A 23,065-nucleotide genomic window follows, 5' to 3' on the forward strand; every position below is an offset into this window, starting at 1 on the left:
CGGCCAGGCCCGTCCTCCCGCCGGAGCGGACCTGGCCCTTTTCCTCATCTGGCCATTTCCCATGGCCATGACCTAGGGCCCATGCGCGGGGCAGCGGCACTGCTAAGCTCGGACGCTTATGCCCCTGCTGGAGTCGTCCATGCGTCGCCGCGTCCTTGCCCTCGCCTCTTCCCTTGCCCTGCTCGCGTCACCGGCCTTCGCCGCGCCGCATACCACCACGCTGGCCCCCACCTCGCTGGGTACCGCTGCTGAACTGCGGGAGCAGGCCCTGGCCGACGACACCGGCTGGAAAGTGGTGGAATCGCTGACGACCGAGATCGGTCCGCGCATTGCCGGCAGTGAGGCAGACGCGCGCGCCGTCGCCTGGGCCGAAGCCAAATTCAAGGCACTCGGCTTTGACAAGGTGTGGAAGGAACCGGTGACGTTCCCGAAATGGGAGCGCCGCAGTGAGCACGCAGCGGTGGTGGGCGCGCACGCACAGCCTTTGACGATTACCGCCCTCGGCGGCAGCCCGGGCGGCAAGGTGCAGGCCGAGGTGGTGCGCTTCGCTGATCTGGCCGCGCTGCAGGCCGCGCCCGCAGGATCGCTGCAGGGCAAGATCGCCTTCGTCGATTACCAGATGCTGCCGTTCCGCGACGGCCGCGATTACGGTCGTGGCGGCGCCATCCGCAGCAAGGGGCCGTCCGAGGCCATTCGCAAGGGCGCGGTCGGCTTCCTGATGCGCTCCGCCGGTACCGATTCGCACCGTGTGCCGCATACCGGCATCACCCGCTATGACGATGGCCTGCAGCCGGTCCCTTCGGCGGCATTGTCGGTGCCTGACGCCGACCAGTTGGCACGTCTGGTTGCACGGGGCAGCACCACGGTCAGCCTGGCGCTGGACTGCGGCTGGGATGGAACGGCGACCTCGTACAACGTCATCGGCGAAATAACCGGGCGCTCGCTGCCGAAGGAAGTGGTCGTCATCGGGGGCCATCTGGATTCCTGGGATCTGGGCACGGGCGCGGTGGACGACGGCGCTGGCGTCGGCATCACCATGGCCGCCGGGCACTTGATCGGCCAGTTGAAGCAGGCACCGAAGCGCAGCATCCGCGTCGTCGCGTTTGCCAATGAAGAACAGGGTCTTTACGGCGGCAAGGCGTATGCCGAGGCGCACGCGAAGGATGTCGTGCGGCACCAGTTGGCTGCCGAGAGTGACTTCGGCGCTGGCCGCATCTACGCCTTCAACACCGGTTCGCCGAACCCGGACGCCTCGCGCGATGCCACGCGGCAGATTGCCGAGGTGCTGAGGCCGCTGGGTATCGAGTACGCCGCCGACAAGGGCGGCCCGGGTCCAGACATCGGCCCGCTTGCGGCCAAGGGCGGCGCATGGGCTTGGCTGGCGCAGGACGGGACGGACTATTTCGACCTGCACCACACGGCCGACGATACGTTGGACAAGATCGACCCCAAGGCATTGGCGCAGAACGTCGCGGCGTACACGGTGATGGCCTATCTTGCCGCCGATGCCGACGGCACATTCGGCAGCGAAGCCAAGGCCACCGTTCCGCCGAACGAGTGATCCACCGGGCCACGCAGCCCCCGGTAGCGCCGACCCATGGTCGGCGAGCGCAGTGGCCACGCGGTGCCGGACCGCGCCCCGGTAGCGCCGACCCACGGTCGGCGAGCGCAGCGGCCACGCGGTGCAGGATCGCGCCCCGGTAGCGCCGACCCATGGTCGGCGAGCGAAGCGGCCGCGCGGTGCCGGACCGCGCCAATGGCAGCCGGCTGAAGCCGGCTCTACCTGACTACGGATGCTCCCACAACGGTGCGTTTTTCAACCCTATCGCACGCGGGTTGAACACCGGGTCGATGCCTGCGTTGCGGCTTTTCTCGTAATCGCGCAACGCGGCCAACGCGGGCTTCTGCAGCAGCAGGATGGCGATGATGTTCAACCAGCTCATCACCCCCACGCCGATGTCGCCCAGGGTCCACGCCACGGTCGCGCTGTGCAGCGAGGAATACGCCACCATGCCCAGTAACGTCAGCCGGAAGGCGTTGACCACCCAGGCCGCCGGCTTGTTCCGACAGAGATAACTGATGTTGGTATCGCCCATGTAGTAGAGCGCCAGGATCGTAGTGAACGCGAACGGCAGGATCGCCAGTGCGACGAACGATTTGCCGAAGCCCGGCAACGCCGATTCCACCGCATGCTGCACGAATCGTGGCCCTGCCTCCATCCCCGGCAGGTTGGCGACCAGCATGCGCGCTTCGTCAGGCACGCCGTTCACCGCGGGATCGTACACGTTGTACAGACCGGTGGAGAGGATCAGGAAGGCCGTCGCGCTGCAGACCACCATGGTGTCGATGTAGACCGAAAAAGCCTGTACCAGCCCCTGTTTGACCGGGTGGGAGACCTCGGCGGCCGCAGCAGGATGTGCACCGCTGCCCATGCCGGCTTCGTTGGACAACACACCACGGCGTACGCCCCACTGGATGGCCACCCCCACCATCGCGCCGAAGGCAGCGTCAACGCCGAAGGCACTGCGGACGATGAGGCCGATCACGTCCGGAATGCGCTCGTAGCTCATCACCATCACCACCAGTGCAACCAACAGATAGGCGATGGCCATCACCGGCACGACCCACTGGGTAACGACCGCGATGCGGCGCACGCCGCCAAAGATGATGAGCCCCAGCAGTGACACCACCGCCACCGCCGTCGCGGCCACCGGCACGTCCCATGCTTCGTTGAGCGCACCGGCGATCGCGTTGGACTGGGTGCCGGCCAGCATCGCGGCTGCCGCGACGGTGCACAGGGCAAAGATCAGCGCATACCAGCGTTGTCCCAGTCCCTTTTCCATGTAGTAGGCCGGCCCGCCGCGGTAGTGGCCTTGGCTGTCCCGTTCCTTGTAGATCTGGGCCAGGGTGGACTCGATGAAGGCGCTGGATGCGCCGAAGAACGCCACCACCCACATCCACAGAATCGCGCCCGGCCCGCCAAACGCGATGGCCATCGCGACGCCCGCGATGTTGCCGACGCCGACGCGGCTGGACAGCGAAATGTTCAGCGCCTGGAACGGCGACAAGCCCGCCGCGGAACCACGGTGCTGGAACATCAGCGCCAGCATCTGCGGCAGCGCACGCAACTGGATGAAACGTGTCCGGATACTGAAGTACAGACCGGCCGCCAGGCACAGGCCGACCAGGTAGGGACTCCATACCAGGGCAACGATCGTGCTTGTTGCCGACTCGATACTCATTGCGTGTTTCCTTGCTGCCGGTGGGTGGCCCCACGTTGCCCAGCGTGATCGGACACAGCAATGAGAAAAAAACGAAATGACGCATTGCCCGACATCCCGCTCTACCCGGCTCGCCATTCGAATGCAGATTTCTGCTCCCCCGACAGAAGTGTTTTTCTGACCCAAGCAGCTCTTTCGCCGTCGATCAGGAACGGTTGCGACGCAAGCCGCTGTCTGTCGTCGCGCACATTGGCAAACCGCGCCTGAAGCTGCCAGGCCGGAGTGTCCCTGCGACACGACGACGAACGCAGCATCGTCGGTGCCAGGTACACCCCGCTGCCTGCCTGGCCCCGCCGACGTCCAATGACGCCACGTCAGCGACGTACCGCGGATGCAGGCAGCCACTCGATATCTTCAGGAGCGCACCAATGAATGCACGTCCTTTGCCCCTCTGCAGCTCACCGATCGCAGACGTCGCCGGGCTGGAAAACGAGATTCCGTTTGCCGTGGCCAACAACGCGGCAAGCGAGCTGATCACCGCGATGAAGCTGGACCATGAGCAGATCTGCCTGGACACGCAGGGGCTGCACCTGGAGAGAGTCCGTCTGCAGACGCGTGCCCGTATCGGACATGACATCGAAGTGTGCGGATCCGGCATGGATCACGCGCAAGCCCTGCGCAGCGCCCTCTTCCCGGCCATCGCCCAGCTGCTTCATGCGGATTACGCCAACACATCACGCATGGTGACGTGCAAGGCGAGCGACTATCTGACGCTGCCAGGCGTAGAGCAGGCATTCTCCGAACTGATGCCGGTGATCGCCGAGCAGCCGCGTGCGAGCATCGCGACCACGTTGTTCCATGAAGTGAATGCAAGCCGCTCGCTGCCGGTGCCCACCGCATTGGTGAATGCCCAGTACCTGCACGACGTGACGCGCGGATCCTCGCCTATGAAGGTCCATGACGACTTCGATTACACGCTGCTGGGACGGTATAGCAGCAACCGTAGCGTGGCGGCGGGGGCGACCCAGGACGAAGCCCTGCTGCAAGGCATGTTGTCGGCCCAGGAAGAGGTAGCGCTGGGACGCTTCGCGGTGCAGGGCATCGGCCTGCGCCAGCGGCGGTACCTGCGTCGCGTGGATACCGACACCCTGCCAGCGCAGATCCGCGCGCTGTGGGAAATCACGACGAAGCGCCAAGGCAGCCCGGTGCACCTGTTCGACATCGCCGGCCAGGGCTCGGTGCCGACCTATCTGGCATGCGCTGAAGGACCGACGGCCGATGCCTGGTGCGTGGCCGCCGGCGCAGGCATCAGCCCGGAACACGCCGCGACGCGCGCATTGCGGCACCTGCTGCAGCAGCACGAGGGCAGTGCCTGGGCGCCCAGTCGCCATGATGGGGATGCCGTGTCCGCTCAGCGCCGGCAGGGGTCCGTGCCGCTCCTGCAGGGTGAACATCGCCAGTTCGCGCTGCAGAACCTGCAGGAGGTGATCTCCTGTGCCAGCGTCGACCGCGTGCCCTTCGGCCAGATGCGCGAAGGTACGGTGGGTACGACGTTGGCCAGTCGCATCCTGTTCCTGCAGGAGAACTTCAAGCGCAGCGGACTCACGGTCTGGCAGACGCAGTACTTGCCTGCCTGGGAGGCAGCAGAGCAGTCGATTGCATGCGTGCAGGTACTGATCGCGCCGTTCGACGCGAACTATCTGCTGCTGCAGGGCATACCGGTGGCGGTCTCGCTGGCGGCATTGGACGAGGCGTCCAACCAAGGCTGACCGATCGGCTCCTGCCGACACTGACACGTGCCACAGGCGTTGAAAAAGTACCCGGCCGCATCGCGGCCGGGTCGCCGCATCACCCCACCCCACACGGTGGGGTGCATCCCTGCGGATGTACCGGCCAACGCCATCGTCCTGCAGACTGCCAACACGATGGTGCTGCTACACGTTGCTCCTATGTCCCGACCCGGGGCATAGGGAAAGCACCGGTCGGTGGATCAGGAATTACGTGCGCCTGCCCACTGTGCGAGCAGGACGGCCGTGGCAGACGCCACATTGAGACTCTCAACGGCACCGGTGCCGGGAATGGACACCTGCTGTTCGCAGTCGGCGGCAAGCTGGCGGTCCATGCCCTCGCTTTCCGCGCCCATCACATAGACCAGGCGGTCCGGCAGCGAGGCGGCGAACACGTTGGTGCCTCCGTCCACCACCGTGGCGGCCAAGCCGAAGCCGGCGTGCCGCAGCATCTGCATCGCCTCGGCGGTAGCCGGCAGGCGGACCAGCGAAACCGATTCCGCCCCACCTTCGGCAACGCGGGCGGCCGCGCCGGAGATCCCCAACGTGCTGGTTTCCGGCAACAGCAGCCCGGCCACACCGAAGTGCGCCGCAGAACGCAGGATCGCGCCGAGGTTGTGCGGATTGCCTACCCCGTCAAGCCACAGCGCCACCGCAGGTCCCGCGGGCAGATCCTGCAGCCACTCTTCAAGGGTCAGCACCGGCGAGCGCTGCACGTCAGCGACGATGCCTTCGTGATGGGTCGTTCCGGAGAGCTTGTTGAGGTCACCGTCTTCCACCACGCGGTAGCCGACGCGATTGGCCACACACCACTTGAGCAGCGGCTGCATGCGCGGGATCAGCGCCTCCAGCAGGTACACCTTGCGCACCGCCTGTGGCCGCTTGTTGAATGCGGCCAGCACCGCGTTGACGCCGAACAGCCGCAGCTCATCGGTGTTGCCGCGCCCACCGCCCGGCGGCGCCGGTGCTTCGGTACGCGGCAGCGGCGTTGCACGCGGCGGACGCGCGGACGGACGGCGGTTGTTCCAAGGATTGTTCACTTACGCAGCTTCCTGTTTCTTCTGCCAGAAATCGGCATTTTTGATACCCAATGCGACCGGATCGAAGGTCGGATCCAGGCCCAGTTTTTTCTGTCGCTCATAGTCGCGCAACGCGATCATCGCCGGCTTCTGCACGATCAGGATGGCAACGATGTTCAGCCATGCCATCAGGCCCACGCCGATGTCACCCAGCGCCCAGGCCAGCTGCGCGTTGTGGAACGCACCGAAGATGACCATGCCGATGATGCCCAGGCGCAGGGCCAGCACCGTCAGCGGACGCTTGGCGTTGTTGTTGAGGTAGGTGAGGTTGGTCTCGGCCATGTAGTAATAGGCCATGATCGTGGTGAACGCGAAGAAGAAGATCGCGATGGCCACGAACGCGCCGCCCCACCCCGGGATCACGCTTTCCACGGCAGCCTGCGCGTAACCGGCACCCTCGGCGATGCCGGCCAGCCCCATGAATACGGGTTCGGCACCGGCCACCGGCGAATACACGTTGTAGGTACCGGCGGCGAGGATCAGGAAAGCGGTGGACGTACACACCATCATGGTGTCGAAGTAGACCGCGAAGGCCTGCACGTAGCCCTGCTTGGCCGGGTGGGAGACTTCCGATGCCGCCGCGGCGTGCGGGCCGGTGCCCTGGCCGGCCTCGTTGGCATAGATGCCGCGCTTGACGCCCCACTCCACGGCCAGACCCATCATCGCGCCGAAGGCGGCATGGGTACCGAACGCGCTGTCGAAGATGATGCCGAACATTTCCGGCACGCGATCCGCGTTGAGGATCATGATGGTGACCGCCATCAGGATGAAGCCGGCGGCCATGAACGGCACCACGATTTCGGCGAAGCTGGCGATGCGCTTGACGCCGCCGAAGATCACCACGCCCAGCAGCAGGGCGACGAAGATGCCGATGCCCAGCTTCAGCGCCTGCACCTGGTCCATGCCGAAGGCCTGGCCATCGAGCGGGCCGCACAGCGACGTCCCGCGGCAGGAATTGATGATGCTGTCCGCGATGGCATTGGCCTGCACGCCAGGCATCAGGAAGCCGGCCGCGACAATGGTGGCCAGGGCGAAGGCCATCGCATACCACTTCAGCCCCATGGCCTTTTCGATGTAGTACGCCGGGCCACCGCGATACCGGCCCTCGGCATCCTTGGTCTTGTAGATCTGCGCCAGCGTGCATTCGATGTAGGACGTCGATGCGCCGAGGAAGCCCATCACCCACATCCAGAAGATCGCGCCCGGGCCGCCGAAGGCGATCGCCGTGGCCACACCGGCGATGTTGCCGATGCCCATGCGGCCGGCCATCGACATGGCCAGCGCCTGGAACGAGGACACGCCGGCATCGGATTTCTCACCGGCCACGGTCAGGCGGCACATCTCGAAGAAGCCACGGATCTGCATGAAGCGGGTACGGACGCTGAAATACAGGCCCGCGGCCAGGCACATGAAAATCAGCGCCTTGCTCCAGATGATGCTGTTGATGAAATGTACGGCTGCTTCCACGCGCTCTCTCCAGTCGGCGGAACAAAGGACGTCCCGTCGGCTGAAGGGAACCGCGTTGATTCTAGCTGGCGAACGGCCGCTAGTGACGGCCACTGACCGTCAATGTCCGGAAAACCTGACGGCCAGCGGCCGTCACTACCGGGTCTTTCAGGCGTGGCCGCCGACCGAGGGGGTGTCCTTTTCCTGCTTTTCCAGCTCGCGGGCCACCGCTTCCGGCGAGCGCGTGAACGGGGCAAGCCGGGCGTAGAACGCCGGCACCACGAACAGCGACAGGAAGGTGGACAGGGTGACGCCGAAAATGATCACCACGCCGATCGTGCCACGGCTGGCCGAGCCAGGGCCGCCGGCCACGACCAGCGGAATCGCCCCCACCACGGTCGCGATGGATGTCATCAGGATCGGCCGCAGGCGCACCCGCGCGGATTCGATGATCGCCTCGCGCACCGTCCGCCCTTCGTCGCGCAGCTGGTTGGCGAACTCGACGATCAGGATGCCGTTCTTCGCGGCCAGGCCGACCAGCATCACGATGCCGATCTGGCTGAACAGGTTCACCGTCCCTCCGCTCACCCACAACCCGACCAGGGCCCCGAGCACGCCCAGCGGCACGGTCAACATGATGGTGAGGGGATGGATGAAGCTTTCGAACTGCGCCGCCAGCACCAGGTACACCACCAGCAGCGCCATGGCGAAGGTCAGCAGCACGGCACCACCGGAGCTCAGGTACTCGCGCGATTCGCCCTTCCAGCTCACCTGCGCGTGCTGCGGCAGCTCTTCGCGGGTCACGCCCTGCGCCCAGCTGATGGCCTCGCCCAGCGGGTAGCCCGGCGCCAGGCCGGCACTGATGGTGATCGAGCGCAGCCGGTTGAACCGGTTCAACGAGCCGGCCTCCGCCACTTCGCTCAGTGTGACCAGGTTGGAGAGCGGCACCAGTTCGCCGCCGCTGGATCGCACGCGGATCGCGGCCAGGTCGGCGGGCGTCGCCCGCCCGTCGCGGCCAGCCTGCACCAGCACGTCGTACTCTTCGCCGTTGTCCACGAAGGTGGTGACGCGGCGCGAGCCCATCATCGTTTCCAGCGCTGAACCGATCGCCGTCACCGACACGCCGAGGTCGGCCGCGCGCTGGCGGTCGATGTTCACGCGCATCTGCGGCCGGGTCTCTTTGTAATCCGAATCCACGCCGACCAGGCCGGGGTTGTCGGCCATGCGCAGCAGCACCCGATCACGCCATTGCGCGATCTCCGCATACTCCGGCCCGCCGAGGACGATCTGGAACGGCTGTCCACCACCACGCACCAGTCCCCCACCGACCTGGGTGCGCACGCGTACGCCACGCACGGTATCCAGCTCTTTCTGCAGTTCGTCGGCTACTTCCGGGGTGGACGTCGTGCGCTCGCGCCACGGCTGCAGGAACACGCTGATGCGGCCGGTATGCATTTCTTCGCTGGAGCCCCAACCGCCGGGCACGCGCGGGTTGGCGCGGGCGATGGGCTGTTCGTCGCCTACATGGCGCGCCACGATCGCTTCCACCTGTTGCACCTGGCCGACGGTGTAGTCGAAGCCCGCCCCTTCCGGACCGTCGATCATGATCTGGAACGAGCCGCGGTCTTCGGCCGGGGCCAGCTCGGAAGGCAGCGACTTGATCAGCACCCAGCTTGCCGCCAGCGCGGCGACCATCACCAGCAGATAGATCCACGTGCGGTCGACGTGGCGATCCAGCACATTGCCATAGCCGCTGGCGAGCTTGTCCAGGTTGCGGTTGATCACGCCGTACAGCCCGCGCGGCGCCTTGCCGGAATGCGGCTTGAGCAGTTTGGAGGCCATCATCGGCGTCAGCGTCAGCGCAACGAAGGCGGACAACGCGACCGCGGCCGCCAACGCCACCGCCAGTTCGCGGAACAGGCGTCCGGTATTGCCCTCCAGGAAGCCAACCGGCAGGAACACCGCCACCAGCACGGCCGTGGTGGCGATCACTGCGAAGGCCACCTGCGCGGTGCCGCGCTTGGAGGCCACCAAGGGGGGCTCACCCAGGTCGATGCGACGCTGTACGTTCTCCACCACCACGATCGCGTCATCCACCACCAGGCCGATGCACAGCACCAGCGCCAGCAGGGTGAGCAGGTTGATCGAGAAATCGAACGCGTACAGCGCGATGAAGGCCGCTACCAGGCACACCGGCACGGTCACCGCCGGAATCAACGCGGCACGGAAACTGCCGAGGAACAACCAGATCACCACCAGCACCAGCAGCATCGCCTCCACCAGCGTGGCGTAGACACGATCAACCGCGGCCTCGATGAAGGTCGTGTTGTCGAAGGTGACGCCGATCTGCGTACCCTGCGGCAGCGTCTCGGCGATGCGATCGGCCTGCTCACGCGCTGAGCGGGTCACGTCCAGCGCGTTGGCGGTGGAGGTCTTGACGATACCCAGGCCCACGCCGGGCTCGCCGTTGCTGCGGTAGTAGGCGCGCCGTTCCGCCGAGGCCAGCTCGATCTTGGCCACATCGCCCATCCGCACCACATAGCCGTCGCTGCCCTTGCCCAGCGGAATGGTGGCGAAGTCCGCAGGCTTCACGTAGTTGCGCTCCACGCGCAGGGTGAAGTCCCGATCGGCCGATTCGATGCGGCCCGCGGGCAGCTCCACGTTTTCGTTGCGCAGGGCGGTTTCGACGTCGCCGGTGGTCAGCCCACGCGCTGCCAACTGGTCGCGGTCCAGCCAGATCCGCATCGCATAACGCTGGCGGCCACCGATGCGCACCTGCGATACACCGTCCAGGCTGGCGAACCGGTCCACGACGTAACGCTCGGCATAATCGCTCAGTGCCAGCGTGTCCATGTTCGACGAAGACAGGTTGAACCAGATGATGGCCTCGTCGTCGCTGTTGGCTTTTTCGATCTCCGGCGCGCGTGCCTCGTCGGGCATGCGGTCGGCCACGCCACTGACCGCGTCACGCACGTCGTTGGCGGCGGCTTCAATGTCGCGGTTACTGGTGAACTCCAGGCTGATCTGCGCACGGCCATTGGTGCTGCGCGCGTTGATCATGTCGATGCCTTCGATACCCGACAGGGAATCTTCCAGCACCTGGGTGACCCGGCTTTCAATCACCGCCGCCGACGCGCCGGGGTAATCCACCGATACCGACACGACCGGCGGGTCGATGGCCGGCAACTCGCGCAGGGTCAGCCGGGTGAACGACATGATGCCCAGCACGATGAGCAGCAGGCTCATCACCACCGCGAACACCGGCCGCTGGATGGAGATGTTGGAGAGTTTCATCCGCCGTTACCCGCCGGTGCGACCGGGGTGACCGGTGCCGTCGGGGCGTCGGCTGCTGGCGCTGGCGTCGCCGGCGGTGGCGGCATTTTTTCCGGTTCCGGCGCCGCGACGGGCGCGACCTCGCGCGCCTCCACCTTCAAGCCGGGCCGCAGTTTGCCGGTGCCATCGATGATGATCCGCTCGCCGGGGCGGATGCCCTGCTTCAACTCGACCACGCCGGCACGGCGCGCACCGGTCATCACGTCGGCCCGTTCGACGGTGCTGTCGGCCTTCAGGCGATAGACAAAGGACTCGCGACCGACCTGCACCACCGCGATCTCCGGCACGATCAGCGCCTGGCGTTCCGGGCGATAGATGTTCACGTCCAGCAGCATGCCGGGGCGCAGCGCGTGGTCGCCGTTGGCGAAGTCGGCGCGCACGGTCACCGCCCGCGTGGACGGATCGACGCGGGCATCGATGGTGGTCACTTCACCTTCGAACGTACGGCCCGGCCAGGCCACGCTGGTGGCTTCCACTTTGTTGCCGTTGGCCAGCGAGGACAGCTCGGACTCGGGCACCTGGAAATCCACGTGCATGCGCTCGATGTCGTCCAGCGTGGCGATGGCGGTGGTCGGGGTGACCAGCGAGCCGGGGCTTACCTGGCGGATGCCGAGCACGCCAGCGAAGGGCGCGCGCACGTTGCGGTCACCGATCTCGGACTGCATCTCCGCCACGCGGGCCTCGGCCGAATCGCGGATGGCTTTCTGCGTATCCAGCGTGGAACTGGCGACCAGCCGCTGCTGTGCCAGTTCGCGCTGCCGACGGTACAGCTGATCCGCTTCAGCGAACGTCGCTTGGGCCTGGGTCAGTGCAGCCTGCTGTGCCTGCCCGCGCAGGGTCACCAGCGGTGCACCGGCGCGCACTTGTTGGCCGCTGTCGAAGTGCACCTGTTCAATGATCTCGCTGACCTTGGCGGTGATGGTCACCGACTCGCGTGCTTTTGCCGTGCCCAATGCCTGCAACGTATCGCTCCACGCGGCCATCTCCACGACCTGCGCGGTGACCGGCACATCGGCAGCCTGGCGGCGTGCCGCCTCCGGTTCGCCCTTGCACCCGACCACCATCAGCAGGGCAAGACCGGCAGCCGTGCCCATTGCGAAACGTCCCAACATGAAAGATCCCGCCTTCTGCATGACCGCCGAGTGTAGGGGCCAGCATGCGAAGACCGTATGTGCCAAGCGTTTACCGTCATGTGCACGGCCTGCGGTGGCAGCCGGAACCCTTTCCGTGCAAGGGCTTGGCGCGGCGTATCGCGATGTGTCGGGATGTGTCGGGCCTTGCCTCGTCAGCTCAACGGCGCATGTGCCTCTGGCCGGCGCGCCGGGCACCGTCCATGTTGAGGGTGTCCTGCCACCTGGAAGGCCTTCACCATGGCACCCATCAATCGTCGACAGTTCCTGGCCGCCGCAGCCACCCTTACCGCGAGAGGGGCGGCGACGTCACGAAGCCCGGCGCGCGCGCCATGGCAACTGACAGCGCGCCAGGCCGCGACAGGCCTGCGGGCGGGCACGCTGACATCCACTGCGCTGGTGCGCAGTTGCATGCGTCGGATCGACGAGGTCAATCCACACGTCAATGCCCTGAACTTCGTCGATGCGGAGGGCGCGCTGCGCGCTGCCGCTGAAGCCGACAAGGCACTGACCGAAGGGCGCAGCAGCGGCCCGCTGCACGGAATTCCCGTCGCCATCAAGGACAACACCGATGTGCGCGGCCAACCGATGACCAATGGCGTGGTTGCACTGCGTGACAACATCGCCATCGCCGATGCGCCGCAGATCACCCGCCTGCGCCAGGCCGGGGCGGTCCTGCTGGGCCGCAGCAACACCCCGTGTTTTTCTTTCAGCTGGGATGCCCGCAACGATCTGCATGGCACCACGTGGAATCCCTGGAGCCCCTTGCATACCCCAGGGGGATCCAGCGGCGGCGCGGCCTGCGCGGTGGCGACCGGCATGGTGCCGCTGGCGCAGGGCAACGACATCGGTGGATCCATCCGCTACCCCGCTTACTGCTGCGGCGTTCCGGGCCTGCGCCCCACCCCTGGCCGGATCCCCGGCCTGTTCAGTCCTGCCCGTGGCGAGGACGCGCTGGGGCTGCAACTGATGTTGGTCGAGGGCCCTATCGCACGGTGCGTCGACGATCTTCGCCTGATGCTGGACGGGTTCAGCGGTTTCGATCCGCGGGTGGCCGGATCGATCCCACTGCCCTTCCCGGGCAGTACCGGCAGCCAGCCTCCGGTGATCGGGGTGTTGCGCGAGGATGCCATCTGTCCCCGCTCGGCCACGGTGAGCGCGGCACTGGAACGGGCCGTGATTGCCTTGCAGGCCGCCGGCTACCGGGTGCAGGAACTGCGCGTGCCGGAACTGGAAGAGGCGTGGCGGTTGTGGTGGTTGCTGGTGATGGAGGAAACGCGTGCCTTGTTGCCGGACATCGAGCGCGATGGTGACGCACCGATCAAGGCGTGGATTCGCTACAACTACGCCGTCGCCGCCGAAATGTGGGGGCCGCATCCCACCCTGTCCGACTACATCCATGGCTACACACGCAGGGCCGCGTTGATCGGCCGCGTGCAACAGACGCTGCAGTCCTATCCGATCCTTCTGCTGCCCGTCGCCAACGACGAACCGATGCTGCACGGTCAGCATTACGCCTCGCTGCCGGCGGCACGTACGGCCATCGCATCCGGCTGGCCGTTGATGGCGTTACCTGTGCTGGGCTTCCCGTCGCTGGTCGTGCCAACTGGACTGGCCGAGGGCCTGCCCACCGGCGTGCAGCTGATGGGCAGGCGGTTCCATGAGCAGGACGTCCTGCGCATCGGCGAGGTGATCGAAGCCGCGATGCCCCGATTGACGCCGATGGAGCCTGTCGGCGGCTGACGGGTGGGCCGGGGATGCGACCCCGGGCTTCTTCAGGAGGTGATGGTCTGGGTCAGCGATTCCCAGGTCGGCGGCAGCGGCCACGCGGGCGCCTGGTTGCCGTCCAGCACGCGGCGCAGGTCGCGGGGATCGATCTGCGGTGCCAGTACGTGCACCAGTTCCAGCGCGTAATCACGCAGCACACGGTCGCGCGGCAGCACGGCCCAGGCAATGCACTCGGCGATCGGTGCAGGGGCAACCCAGGCACGCAGATCGTGATCGGCGGCGCTCACGGCCATTTCAGCCAGCAATCCCACGCCCAAACCGCTGCGCACATAGGTCTTGATCAGGTCTGCATCCAGCGCCGTCAGCGCGATGTCCGGCGTGAGCCCGGAGCCGGCGAATGCACGCTGCAGGGACGAGGCCGTGCGCGTGGAGGATTCATAGCTGACCAGCGGGTGCGCCGCCAGGTCCGCCAGGTCCGGCGCGCGTCCGGTCCGGTCCAGCGGGTGGCCCTTCGGCACCAGCACCAGCCGGCGCCAGCGGTACAGCGGCACGGCGATGCCTGCACTGGGCTCACCACCGGCCGTGCTGATGATCGCAATGTCTGCGTCCCCTTGGCTGAGCAGGTCCAGCGCATCGCTTTCGGCGGCCTGCTGCAGGTGTACGCTGACCTGCGGATAGGCCTGCTTGATCCGCGCCACCGCCGGCGGCAGCACGAAGCGCGCCTGCGTGTGGGTGGTGGTCAACACCAGTTGCCCCTGGCTTTCGCGACGCTGGTTGGCCGCATAGGTGCGGATGTTGTTGGCCTCGCCCAGCACCGCGCGGGCGCGGCTGATCACTTCAACCCCGGCCGGTGTCACCGATTCGAGGCTGCGGCCCCGGCGCACGAACAACAGGAAACCCAGCTCGTCTTCCAGCTGCTTGAGCTGCTTGGACAAACCGGGCTGGGTGGCATGCACGCGTGACGCGGCGAGCGTGATGTTCAACTCGGCGTCGGCAATGGCCACCAGATAGCGAAGCTGGGTGAGCGTCATGACGGTGCGGGCAGGTGGGAAAGGGAGGAGAGATCCACTGTAGGGCAGATGTCATCACCAGCTTATAACCAAATGTTGTTTAAGACAGGTATCTGGTCATTTCCTGCTGTCATATGGCAGCGCTACGGTCAACCGGCCAGGGCGGATGGCAGCATCCACCGCCTTTCCTTTCCCTCCGCGCATGGCGCGGCACGTCCCCGGAGCGCCCCATGGCCCTGTACGATTCCATCCTCGACACCATCGGCAACACCCCCATCGTCAGGCTGCAGCGCCTGGCACCGGACCACGTCACCCTGTACGCAAAGGTGGAGTCGTTCAATCCGGGCGGCTCGGTGAAGGACCGGTTGGCGCTGGCAATCATTCTCGACGCCGAGCAGCGCGGCGTACTGAAGCCCGGTGACACGATCGTGGAAGCCACGTCGGGTAACACCGGCGTCGCACTGGCCATGGTGGCCGCCGCACGCGGCTACAAGTTCGTCGCCACCATGGTCGAGACGTTCTCCATCGAGCGCCGCAAGCTGATGCGCGCCTACGGCGCCAAGGTCATCCTGACGCCGGCGGCCGAACGTGGCAGCGGCATGGTGCGTCGGGCCGCAGAACTGGCCAAGGAACACGGCTGGTTCCTGGCCAGCCAGTTCGCGAATCCGGCCAATCCGGCCTACCACCGCAATACGACCGCACCGGAGATCCTGCGCGACTTCGCCGGCAAGCGGCTGGACTATTTCGTCAGTGGCTGGGGCACGGGCGGCACGCTGACCGGCGTGGGCGAGGTGCTGAAAGTAGCCCGTCCGCAGACCCGCATCGTGGCGACCGAGCCGACCGGCGCGGCGCTGTTGAAGGGCGATGACTGGAAACCGCACAAGATCCAGGGCTGGACCCCGGACTTCGTGCCCGAGGTACTGAACCGCGATGTGGTGGACGAGCTGCTGACGGTGGACGATGACCGCGCCATCGCCACCGCCCGTCGTCTGGCCGCCGAAGAAGGCATCTTCGTCGGCATTTCGGCCGGTGCGACCCTGGCCAGTGCGCTGGACGTGGCCGACCGCGCCGAACCGGGCGCGGTCATCCTGGCCATGCTGCCGGACACCGGGGAGCGCTACTTCTCCACGCCGTTGTTCGCCGACGTCAATGAAGGCTCCGACGACGAGTGGCTGGCCGGTCTGCCGTGAGGACCTGATCGCCTGTTCTTTTCCTGTTCGCACCGTGTGAGACGGTCATGACGCAGCCTGCATGCAGCCCCCGGTACGGTGGCGCATGCAACGCGGGCCGTTGCGCCGTTTCAACGACATCCAGGAGAAGTACGCATGAAGATCGAAGTGTGGCAGGGGGACATCACCACCCTGGCGGTGGATGCGATCGTCAATGCGGCCAATGAGTCCCTGCTGGGTGGCGGTGGCGTGGACGGTGCGATCCACCTGGCAGCCGGCCCTGGCCTGCTGGAAGACTGCGAGCGACTGCCGCAGGTCCGCCCCGGTGTCCGCTGTCCAACCGGTGAGGTCGTGGCGACAGACGCGCACGCCCTGCCCGCCCGCTTCGTGCTGCATACCGTCGGTCCGGTGTGGCATGACGGCCAGCGCGACGAGCGCGCCCTGCTGGCCAACTGCTATTGGAAGTCGCTGCAACTGGCTGAAAAGCTGGGAGCACGTTCGATTGCCTTCCCGGCCATCAGCTGCGGCGTGTACGGCTATCCGCTGTACCGTGCCGCCGAAGTAGCGGCTACCGAGACGCTAGCCTGGCAGCGCAGTCATCGTGAGCCGCGCCGCATCATCCTGGTGGCCTACAACACCGCCACCTTCAAGGCTTACCAGCAGGCACTGGCAGCTGCCGGGCAACCGCTTGGCGACGCGGAGTCGAGCAGCTGGGCGGAGCGGATGCATGCTCCGCTCGCCGCGATGGCGTGACGACCGACGGTCGCCACGCCTTCTGAGAGCCCTACCGCGAGCGCGGTCGCCCCTTCGCGATCAGGGAGTGTCCACGTCCACTGCCTCGGCGACCGGCACGGCGACATCCGCATTGGCGGCATCCCGCAGTGACAGTGATTCGCCGCCTTCATTGCTCACGCGCACCTGCACAACGGCCTGGCGTTCTTCCAGGCTCGCAACCACCAACTGGTAGCGGCCGGCCGGCAGGTTGGCCTGCAGGCGTGCGTTGGTGCCGCTGCCGCCATCGTCGTCACTGAGATCAATGGTCGGTCCGTTGAGCTGCAGCGTGGTGTCCACCTGGTCAGACAACGCATCGATCCGCACCGGGCCGGCCTGCGGCACGTTCAACATGAAACGGCGCTCGCCATCTTCCCGGCTCAGCAGCGCCTGCACGGTGATGCCCGGCGAGATCGTGGTGCCGTCGGTGGACACGATGTCAGCCGACAGCGCAGTGTTCTTGACGTCCAGGCGGAACTGCCCGCTGCTGCTGTCGTCGATCGACTTGACGGCCAGCGTGTAGGTGCCCGGCTCCAGCATCAGGTTCATGCGTGAATTGGTGGAGCTGCCGCCGTCGTCGTCTTCTTCATCCACGTTGGGGCCATGCAGCTCCAGTACCGTATCGAACGCGCCGGAGGCCAGGTCGATCTGATACAGGCCGGCCTTTTCGACCTGCAGGGTGTACTCCTGACGGTCCGACGCCAGCAGGTCGACGATCTGCCCGCTACCGACCAGCGGCTTGCCATCGTAGGGCACTACTTCGGCTGCCTGCAGGCGATAGGGGCCGTACGCGGATGCGCCGTCACCGTTGACTGCCACGCGATAGCGACCTGCGCCGTCGGCACGGAAGGTCACTTCCACCGGGCCCTCTTCCGAGGCTTCACCGCGCGTCACCAGCGTGCCGTCTTCGCGGAACACCGACAATGCACCGGACAGGGCGCCGCTCAGCTTCAGCGAGACCGCCTGCTTGTCCTTCAGTTCAATCGCGTAGAGCTGGTAGCGGCTGCCATCGCTGAAACTCAGCGGGCTGGCCGAGGTGATCTCACCGACGGCGGTCTTGTCGAATCCGAGTGACGCCGCCTTGGCACCGTCGGCGCCTGCCTGCTTCAGTCCACAACCGCTCAGTGCCAATGCGAGCCCAGCGGCCAGCAGCGTCGTTGCAATACGCATGAATGTTCTCCCTGGCCTGTAAGGGAAGTACCGCGGGTCGGCCAGGCCCCGGGATGGCGACACCATACCCGGAAAAAACAAACGCCGGCACATGGCCGGCGTCTGCAGTGCATCAGGGGACGGCAGGACTCAGCCGTTCCACTTGCCCAGGGCGGCCTGGCCGTTTTCCTTGGCACGCTCGTACACGGTCTTCTGTGCGGCGGCGTAGTTGGCCTTGGTGTCCTTGCCCCACAGGGCCAGCGCGGCCTGCTGCATGGCACGGCCATAGGAGAACGTCAGCGGCCACGGCAGGTTGCCCATCTGGTTCATCAGGTTGAGGTGCTCGGTGGACTGCTCGTCGCTCTGCCCACCGGACAGGAACACCACGCCCGGCAGGATCGCCGGCACGGTGCTCTTCAGGCACATCACGGTCGACTCGGCGACTTCCTCGGCGTCGGCCTGCTCTTCGCAGTCCTTGCCGGAGATGACCATCGAGGCCTTCAGGATGGTGCCTTCCAGCAGCACGTTCTGCTGGTACAGCGCGTCGAACAGCGAACGCAGGGTCGCCTCGGTCACTTCGTAGCAGGTCTCGATGTCGTGGTCGCCATCCATGATGACTTCCGGCTCGACCATCGGCACCAGGCCACATTCCTGGCACAGGGCGGCATAACGGGCCAGCGCATGGGCGTTGGACTCGATGCAGGTGCCCGACGGGATGCTTTCGCCGATGTTGATGACCGCACGCCACTTGGCGAAGCGCGCACCCAGCTTGTAGTACTCCTGCAGACGCTCACGCAGACCGTCCAGGCCTTCGGTGACCAGCTCGCCCGGGCAGCCCGCCAGCGGGTGTGCGCCCTTGTCGACCTTGATGCCCGGAATCATGCCGTTGTCGGACATGTACTTGGCGAACGGCACGCCGTCCTTGGTGGACTGACGGATGGTCTCGTCGAACAGGATCGCGCCGGAGATGTGCTCGTTGAGCTTCGGCGTGGTCAGCAGCAGTTCGCGGTAGGCGCGACGGTTCTCTTCGGTGTTCTCGATGCCGACGCTGGCGAAGCGCTTGGCAATGGTGCCGGTGGATTCGTCGATCGCGATGATGCCCTTGCCCGGGGCGACCATGGCCTGGGCGGTTTCAGCCAGCTGTTCGATGCTCATGTACTTCCTGTGGCGGGTGCGGGAAAAACGTGATTATAGCCCGCGCACGCCGTGACCTCGACGTGGAGGTCGGATGGAAACGATTCCAGACCATCAGCACGATCAGGCCGGCTCCCTCTGCGGACAGAAGGGAGCCGGCCCGTGCGGGGTCAGAGCTCGCCCAGCCCCTTGGCCGTGCCGTCCACGCCGACTTCCAGCAGGCGCAGCGTGTTGGTGGCGCCATGGGTTTCCATGTGCTCGCCACTGGTGAACACGACGCGGTCACCGGCTTCCAGCAGGCCGGCGTCGGCCAGCAGGCGGATGCTGCCACGCGCCGCTTCACGCGGGGTCAGGCCGCGGCTGTCGAAGTTGATCGGGAACACATCGCGCATCAGCGCCATCTGCCGGCGCGCGCCGTCATGGCGGGTCACCGCGAACACCGGCGCGGAGGCACGGAAGCGCGACAGGTAACGCGCGGTGCCGCCGGACTCGGTCATTGCCACGATGGCCCGCACGCCCACGTGCTGCGACAGGAACATGGTGGCCATGGCGATGGCCTGGTCGGCCCGTTCCAGGTTGCGCGGCGAGGCACTGAAATCGGTCTCGGTCTGGAACTGGCGTTCGGCACCCAGGCAGATACGCGCCATCGCTTCGACCGCCTTGACCGGGTACATGCCCGCGGCGGTTTCGGCCGACAGCATCACCGCGTCGGTACCGTCGATGACCGAGTTGGCCACGTCCAGCACTTCGGCGCGGGTCGGGATGGGGCTTTCCACCATCGACTGCAGCATCTGCGTGGCGGTGATCACCACCTTGTTCTGCGCCAGCGACGCCTTGATGATCTTCTTCTGCAGGCCCGGCAGCTCGGCATCGCCGATTTCCACGCCCAGGTCACCCCGTGCCACCATCACCACGTCACTGGCGTCGACGATCTCTTCCAGGTTCTCGATGGCTTCGGTGCGCTCGATCTTCGACACCAGCGCGGCGTAGCAGCCGTGCGATTCGGCGATCTCGCGGGCATCGTTCATGTCCTGCGCGTTGCGGCAGAACGAGACGGCGATGAAGTCCACGCCGATCTTCGCCACGATGCCGATCAGTTCTTTGTCGCGCTCGGTCAGCGCGCCCAGCGACAGGCCACCGCCCTGCTTGTTCAGGCCCTTGCGATCAGACAGCACGCCGTCGTTGAGCACAGTGTTGATGATGCGCTCGCCCTGCACTTCCACGACCTGCAGCTGCATCAGGCCGTCATCCAGCAGCAGCACATCGCCCGGACGCACGTCCTGCGGCAGCCCGAGGTAGCTCACGCCGACCTGGGTGGTGTCACCGGCCGGTACGTTGGTCGCCGCCACAAGGTCGAAGCGGTCGCCGGCCTTGAGATGGATCTTGCCTTCGGCGAAGCGCTCGATACGGATCTTCGGGCCCGGCAGGTCGGCCAGGATGCCCACTTCCACGCCCACGCGGGCAGCGGCGGCGCGTACTTCGGCGGCACGCTTGGCCTGACCGGACGGATCACCATGGCTGAAGTTCAAGCGAACCACGTTGACGCCAGCGCGGAAAAGCTCCTCGAGGATGCCCGGCGGATCAGTGGCTGGGCCGAGGGTGGCTAGGATCTTGGTGCGACGCTGACGCTCGAACATGGTGGATGGGCTCCCGTTAAAGCAGGGAAATTAGCACATCCTTCACACCTCATGTATGCGGTTACATCGTTGCAGCGCCTCAGTCTGCCCGATGTCTGCAAGACAATACGGGTCAGCATTGTGAAAGCAGGTTTGTCCGCAGCACAGGTAAGCGCTGCCTGGGTGGCGCAAGCCCATGGTCGGCGAGCGCGCAGCGCGGTCTGCGTCAGCGACCGCGATGCCGGACACATTCCGCCGAGCGTGGCTCAGCGCTACAGGACTGCCGGTCACCCGGTAGCGCCGACCCGTGGTCGGCGAGCGCGCAGCGCGGCCTGCGTCAGCGACCGCGATGGCGGATACATTCCGCCGAGCTTGGCTCGGCGCTACAGGACTGCCGGTCACCCGGTAGCGCCGACCCATGGTCGGCGAGCGCGCAGCGCGGCCGGCGTCAGCGACCGCGATGCCGGATACATTCCGCCGAGCGTGGCTCGGCGCTACAGGACGCCGGTCACCCGGTAGCGCCGACCCGTGGTCGGCGAGCGCGCAGCGCGGCCTGCGTCAGCGACCGCGATGGCGGATACATTCCGCCGAGCGTGGCTCGGCGCTACGGGAGCAGGGTCAACAGCGCCGCAGGCGTTTCTGCCAGCGTGCCTGCGCCGGCGGCCTGCAGCTCATCGGCACCACCAAACCCCCACAGCACGCCGATGCTGCGCAGTCCGTGATGACGCGCCCCTTCGATGTCCATGCGGCGGTCACCGATCATCCAGCACTGGGCCGGCTGCACTGACAGCCGCGACAGCGCCTCGGCCACCAGTTGCGGCTTGCTGCTGCGTGACCCATCCGCCGTGGCGCCGATCACATCCTCAAAGCAGTCACCGAACGGCAGGTGCTCGACAATGCGCCGCGCATGCGGCTCGTTCTTCGCCGTCACCACCGCCAGCCGATGACCGCGCGCCTTCAGCGCGCGCACCACGTCTTCGATGCCGTCAAACACCGCATGCTCATTCCAGCCGTGGGTGTCGAAACGTTCGCAGTACAACGCGACGGCCTGCTCGACCTTCGCCGCATCGTTGAATACCGGACCGAAGCTGGTCCGCAGTGACGGGCCTATCCAGCTGCGCAACGTCGCTGCAGGCGGCGCCGGATGCTGCATCTGCTCGAACGCATGGGTGATGCAGCGGGTGATGCCCACCTGCGAATCAATCAACGTGCCGTCGAGGTCGAAGAACAGCATCTCATGGCCCGCATCGGCCAAGCGCGTCTCGACGCTGGCCGTGGTCAGGTCGTCCGACACTTACACACCCCGCGCTTCGAGCGCGGCCACCGCCGGCAGGGTCTTGCCTTCCAGGAACTCCAGGAACGCACCGCCACCGGTGGAGATGTAGCTGACGTCGTTGGCGATGTCGAACTTGTCCACGGCGGCCAGGGTGTCACCGCCACCGGCGATCGAGAACGCCTTGGAGGTGGCGATCGCGCGCGCCATTGCCTCGGTACCCTTGCTGAAGGCGTCGAATTCGAACACGCCGACCGGCCCGTTCCAGACCACGGTTCCGGCCTGCTGGATCAACTGCGCGTACTGCGCCGACGTCTGCGGACCGATATCCAGGATCAGGTCGTCTTCGGCCACCGCGTCGACCGCCTTCACCGTCGCTTCGGCATCCGGCAGGAACTGCTTGGCCACGACCACGTCGGTCGGCAGCGGGATCTCCGCGCCCCGCGCCTTGGCATCGGCCACGATCTTCTTCGCGGTGTCCAGCAGGTCAGGCTCATACAGCGACTTGCCGACCGGGTATCCGGCCGCAGCGATGAACGTGTTGGCGATGCCACCGCCCACGATCAACTGGTCCACCTTGCCGACCAGGCTGGCCAGCAGCTCCAGCTTGGTGCTGACCTTGCTGCCGGCGACGATGGCGAGCAGCGGCTTGGCCGGCTCTTTCAGGGCCTTGGCCAGTGCATCCAGCTCGGCCATCAGCAGCGGCCCACCTGCCGCCACCGGGGCGAAGCGGATCACGCCATGGGTGGAGGCCTGGGCACGGTGCGCCGTACCGAAGGCATCCATCACGAACACGTCGCACAGCGCGGCGTACTTCTTCGCCAGCGCCTCGTCATCCTTGCCCTCGCCCGCGTTCATGCGGCAGTTTTCCAGCAGCACGATCTGGCCCGGCTGCACGTCCACGCCGTCTACCCAATCGCGAATCAGCGGCACGTCACGGCCCAGCAGCTCCGACAGGCGGGTGGCGACCGGCTGCAGCGAGTTTTCCTCACTCCACTGCCCTTCCTGCGGGCGGCCGAGGTGGGACGTCACCATCACCGCCGCGCCCTGTTCCAGCGCACGCTTGAGCGTCGGCAGCGAGGCCGTGATGCGCTGCTCGGAGGTGATCTGGCCGTTCTCGATCGGAACGTTCAAGTCCTGTCGGATCAGCACGCGCTTGCCGGCAAGGTCGAGATCGGTCATGCGGACGATGGACATGGGCAACTCCTGTTCGATGGTA

At 66.3% G+C, this 23,065-nt stretch carries 16 protein-coding genes; 5 read left to right on the forward strand and 11 right to left on the reverse strand.

The window, feature by feature from the left end; translation table 11 throughout:
- Positions 1-139: 139 nt before the first annotated feature.
- Positions 140-1,561, forward strand: a complete 1,422-nt coding sequence (locus tag IFT65_RS11440) for a M28 family peptidase (RefSeq protein ID WP_192081527.1) — start codon at positions 140-142, stop codon at positions 1,559-1,561.
- A 226-nt stretch (positions 1,562-1,787) separates the two neighbouring features.
- Here IFT65_RS11440 and IFT65_RS11445 read toward each other — a convergent pair whose 3' ends face one another.
- Entirely contained in the window at positions 1,788-3,242 is a 1,455-nt protein-coding gene (locus IFT65_RS11445; protein ID WP_192081528.1) for an alanine/glycine:cation symporter family protein, read from the reverse strand.
- A 407-nt stretch (positions 3,243-3,649) separates the two neighbouring features.
- Here IFT65_RS11445 and IFT65_RS11450 point away from each other — a divergent pair, with 407 nt between their 5' ends.
- Positions 3,650-4,990, forward strand: coding sequence for a YcaO-like family protein (locus IFT65_RS11450; RefSeq protein WP_192081529.1), 1,341 nt, complete (start codon positions 3,650-3,652; stop codon positions 4,988-4,990).
- A gap of 221 nt (positions 4,991-5,211) precedes the next feature.
- On the opposite strand, the gene IFT65_RS11455 is transcribed toward IFT65_RS11450, so the two are convergent.
- The 4 genes from IFT65_RS11455 to IFT65_RS11470 form a co-directional block, all read right to left on the reverse strand.
- Complete coding sequence (locus IFT65_RS11455; RefSeq protein ID WP_192081530.1) at positions 5,212-6,048, reverse strand: TrmH family RNA methyltransferase; 837 nt, start codon at positions 6,046-6,048, stop codon at positions 5,212-5,214.
- Complete coding sequence (locus IFT65_RS11460; protein ID WP_192081531.1) at positions 6,049-7,554, reverse strand: amino acid carrier protein; 1,506 nt, start codon at positions 7,552-7,554, stop codon at positions 6,049-6,051.
- Between the two features lie 147 nt (positions 7,555-7,701).
- Positions 7,702-10,827, reverse strand: a complete 3,126-nt coding sequence (locus tag IFT65_RS11465) for an efflux RND transporter permease subunit (protein ID WP_192081532.1) — start codon at positions 10,825-10,827, stop codon at positions 7,702-7,704.
- Positions 10,824-11,978: an efflux RND transporter periplasmic adaptor subunit gene (locus tag IFT65_RS11470; protein WP_192081533.1), complete on the reverse strand. Its 1,155-nt coding sequence runs from the start codon at positions 11,976-11,978 to the stop codon at positions 10,824-10,826. The genes IFT65_RS11465 and IFT65_RS11470 overlap by 4 nt, the downstream gene beginning before the upstream one ends.
- Before the next feature lie 258 nt (positions 11,979-12,236).
- On the opposite strand from IFT65_RS11470, the gene IFT65_RS11475 reads away from it, so the two are divergent.
- On the forward strand, positions 12,237-13,739 hold the full coding sequence (locus tag IFT65_RS11475) for an amidase (protein ID WP_192081534.1): 1,503 nt from the start codon (positions 12,237-12,239) through the stop codon (positions 13,737-13,739).
- A 32-nt stretch (positions 13,740-13,771) separates the two neighbouring features.
- Here the strand turns inward: IFT65_RS11475 and IFT65_RS11480 are convergent, their stop codons facing one another.
- Positions 13,772-14,755 (reverse strand): LysR family transcriptional regulator, encoded by a 984-nt coding sequence (locus tag IFT65_RS11480; RefSeq protein ID WP_188326337.1) that lies wholly within the window; start codon positions 14,753-14,755, stop codon positions 13,772-13,774.
- 209 nt (positions 14,756-14,964) lie between these two features.
- Between IFT65_RS11480 and cysK the strand changes: the two genes are divergently transcribed.
- Together cysK and IFT65_RS11490 are read left to right on the forward strand one after the other, a co-directional pair.
- The gene (cysK, locus tag IFT65_RS11485) at positions 14,965-15,924 is read left to right on the forward strand and encodes a cysteine synthase A (protein ID WP_192081535.1); all 960 of its coding nucleotides are present in this window, start codon (positions 14,965-14,967) and stop codon (positions 15,922-15,924) included.
- A 135-nt stretch (positions 15,925-16,059) separates the two neighbouring features.
- Complete coding sequence (locus IFT65_RS11490; protein ID WP_192081536.1) at positions 16,060-16,656, forward strand: O-acetyl-ADP-ribose deacetylase; 597 nt, start codon at positions 16,060-16,062, stop codon at positions 16,654-16,656.
- A gap of 60 nt (positions 16,657-16,716) precedes the next feature.
- Here the strand turns inward: IFT65_RS11490 and IFT65_RS11495 are convergent, their stop codons facing one another.
- The 5 genes from IFT65_RS11495 to IFT65_RS11515 all read right to left on the reverse strand — a co-directional run bounded on the left by IFT65_RS11495 (position 16,717) and on the right by IFT65_RS11515 (position 23,043).
- Positions 16,717-17,844: an ABC transporter substrate-binding protein gene (locus IFT65_RS11495; protein ID WP_192081537.1), complete on the reverse strand. Its 1,128-nt coding sequence runs from the start codon at positions 17,842-17,844 to the stop codon at positions 16,717-16,719.
- Between the two features lie 129 nt (positions 17,845-17,973).
- A complete protein-coding gene (locus IFT65_RS11500; protein ID WP_188326333.1) occupies positions 17,974-18,978 on the reverse strand; it encodes a class I fructose-bisphosphate aldolase in 1,005 nt (334 codons plus the stop codon).
- A gap of 149 nt (positions 18,979-19,127) precedes the next feature.
- On the reverse strand, positions 19,128-20,594 hold the full coding sequence (pyk, locus tag IFT65_RS11505; protein WP_188326332.1) for a pyruvate kinase: 1,467 nt from the start codon (positions 20,592-20,594) through the stop codon (positions 19,128-19,130).
- A 583-nt stretch (positions 20,595-21,177) separates the two neighbouring features.
- Positions 21,178-21,807, reverse strand: coding sequence for an HAD-IA family hydrolase (locus IFT65_RS11510; protein WP_192081589.1), 630 nt, complete (start codon positions 21,805-21,807; stop codon positions 21,178-21,180).
- Between the two features lie 60 nt (positions 21,808-21,867).
- Positions 21,868-23,043, reverse strand: a complete 1,176-nt coding sequence (locus IFT65_RS11515) for a phosphoglycerate kinase (protein WP_192081538.1) — start codon at positions 23,041-23,043, stop codon at positions 21,868-21,870.
- Between the last annotated feature and the right edge of the window lie 22 nt (positions 23,044-23,065).

The sequence above is a fragment of the Stenotrophomonas sp. CFBP 13725 genome, from assembly GCF_014841935.1.
Lineage (GTDB): Bacteria > Pseudomonadota > Gammaproteobacteria > Xanthomonadales > Xanthomonadaceae > Stenotrophomonas.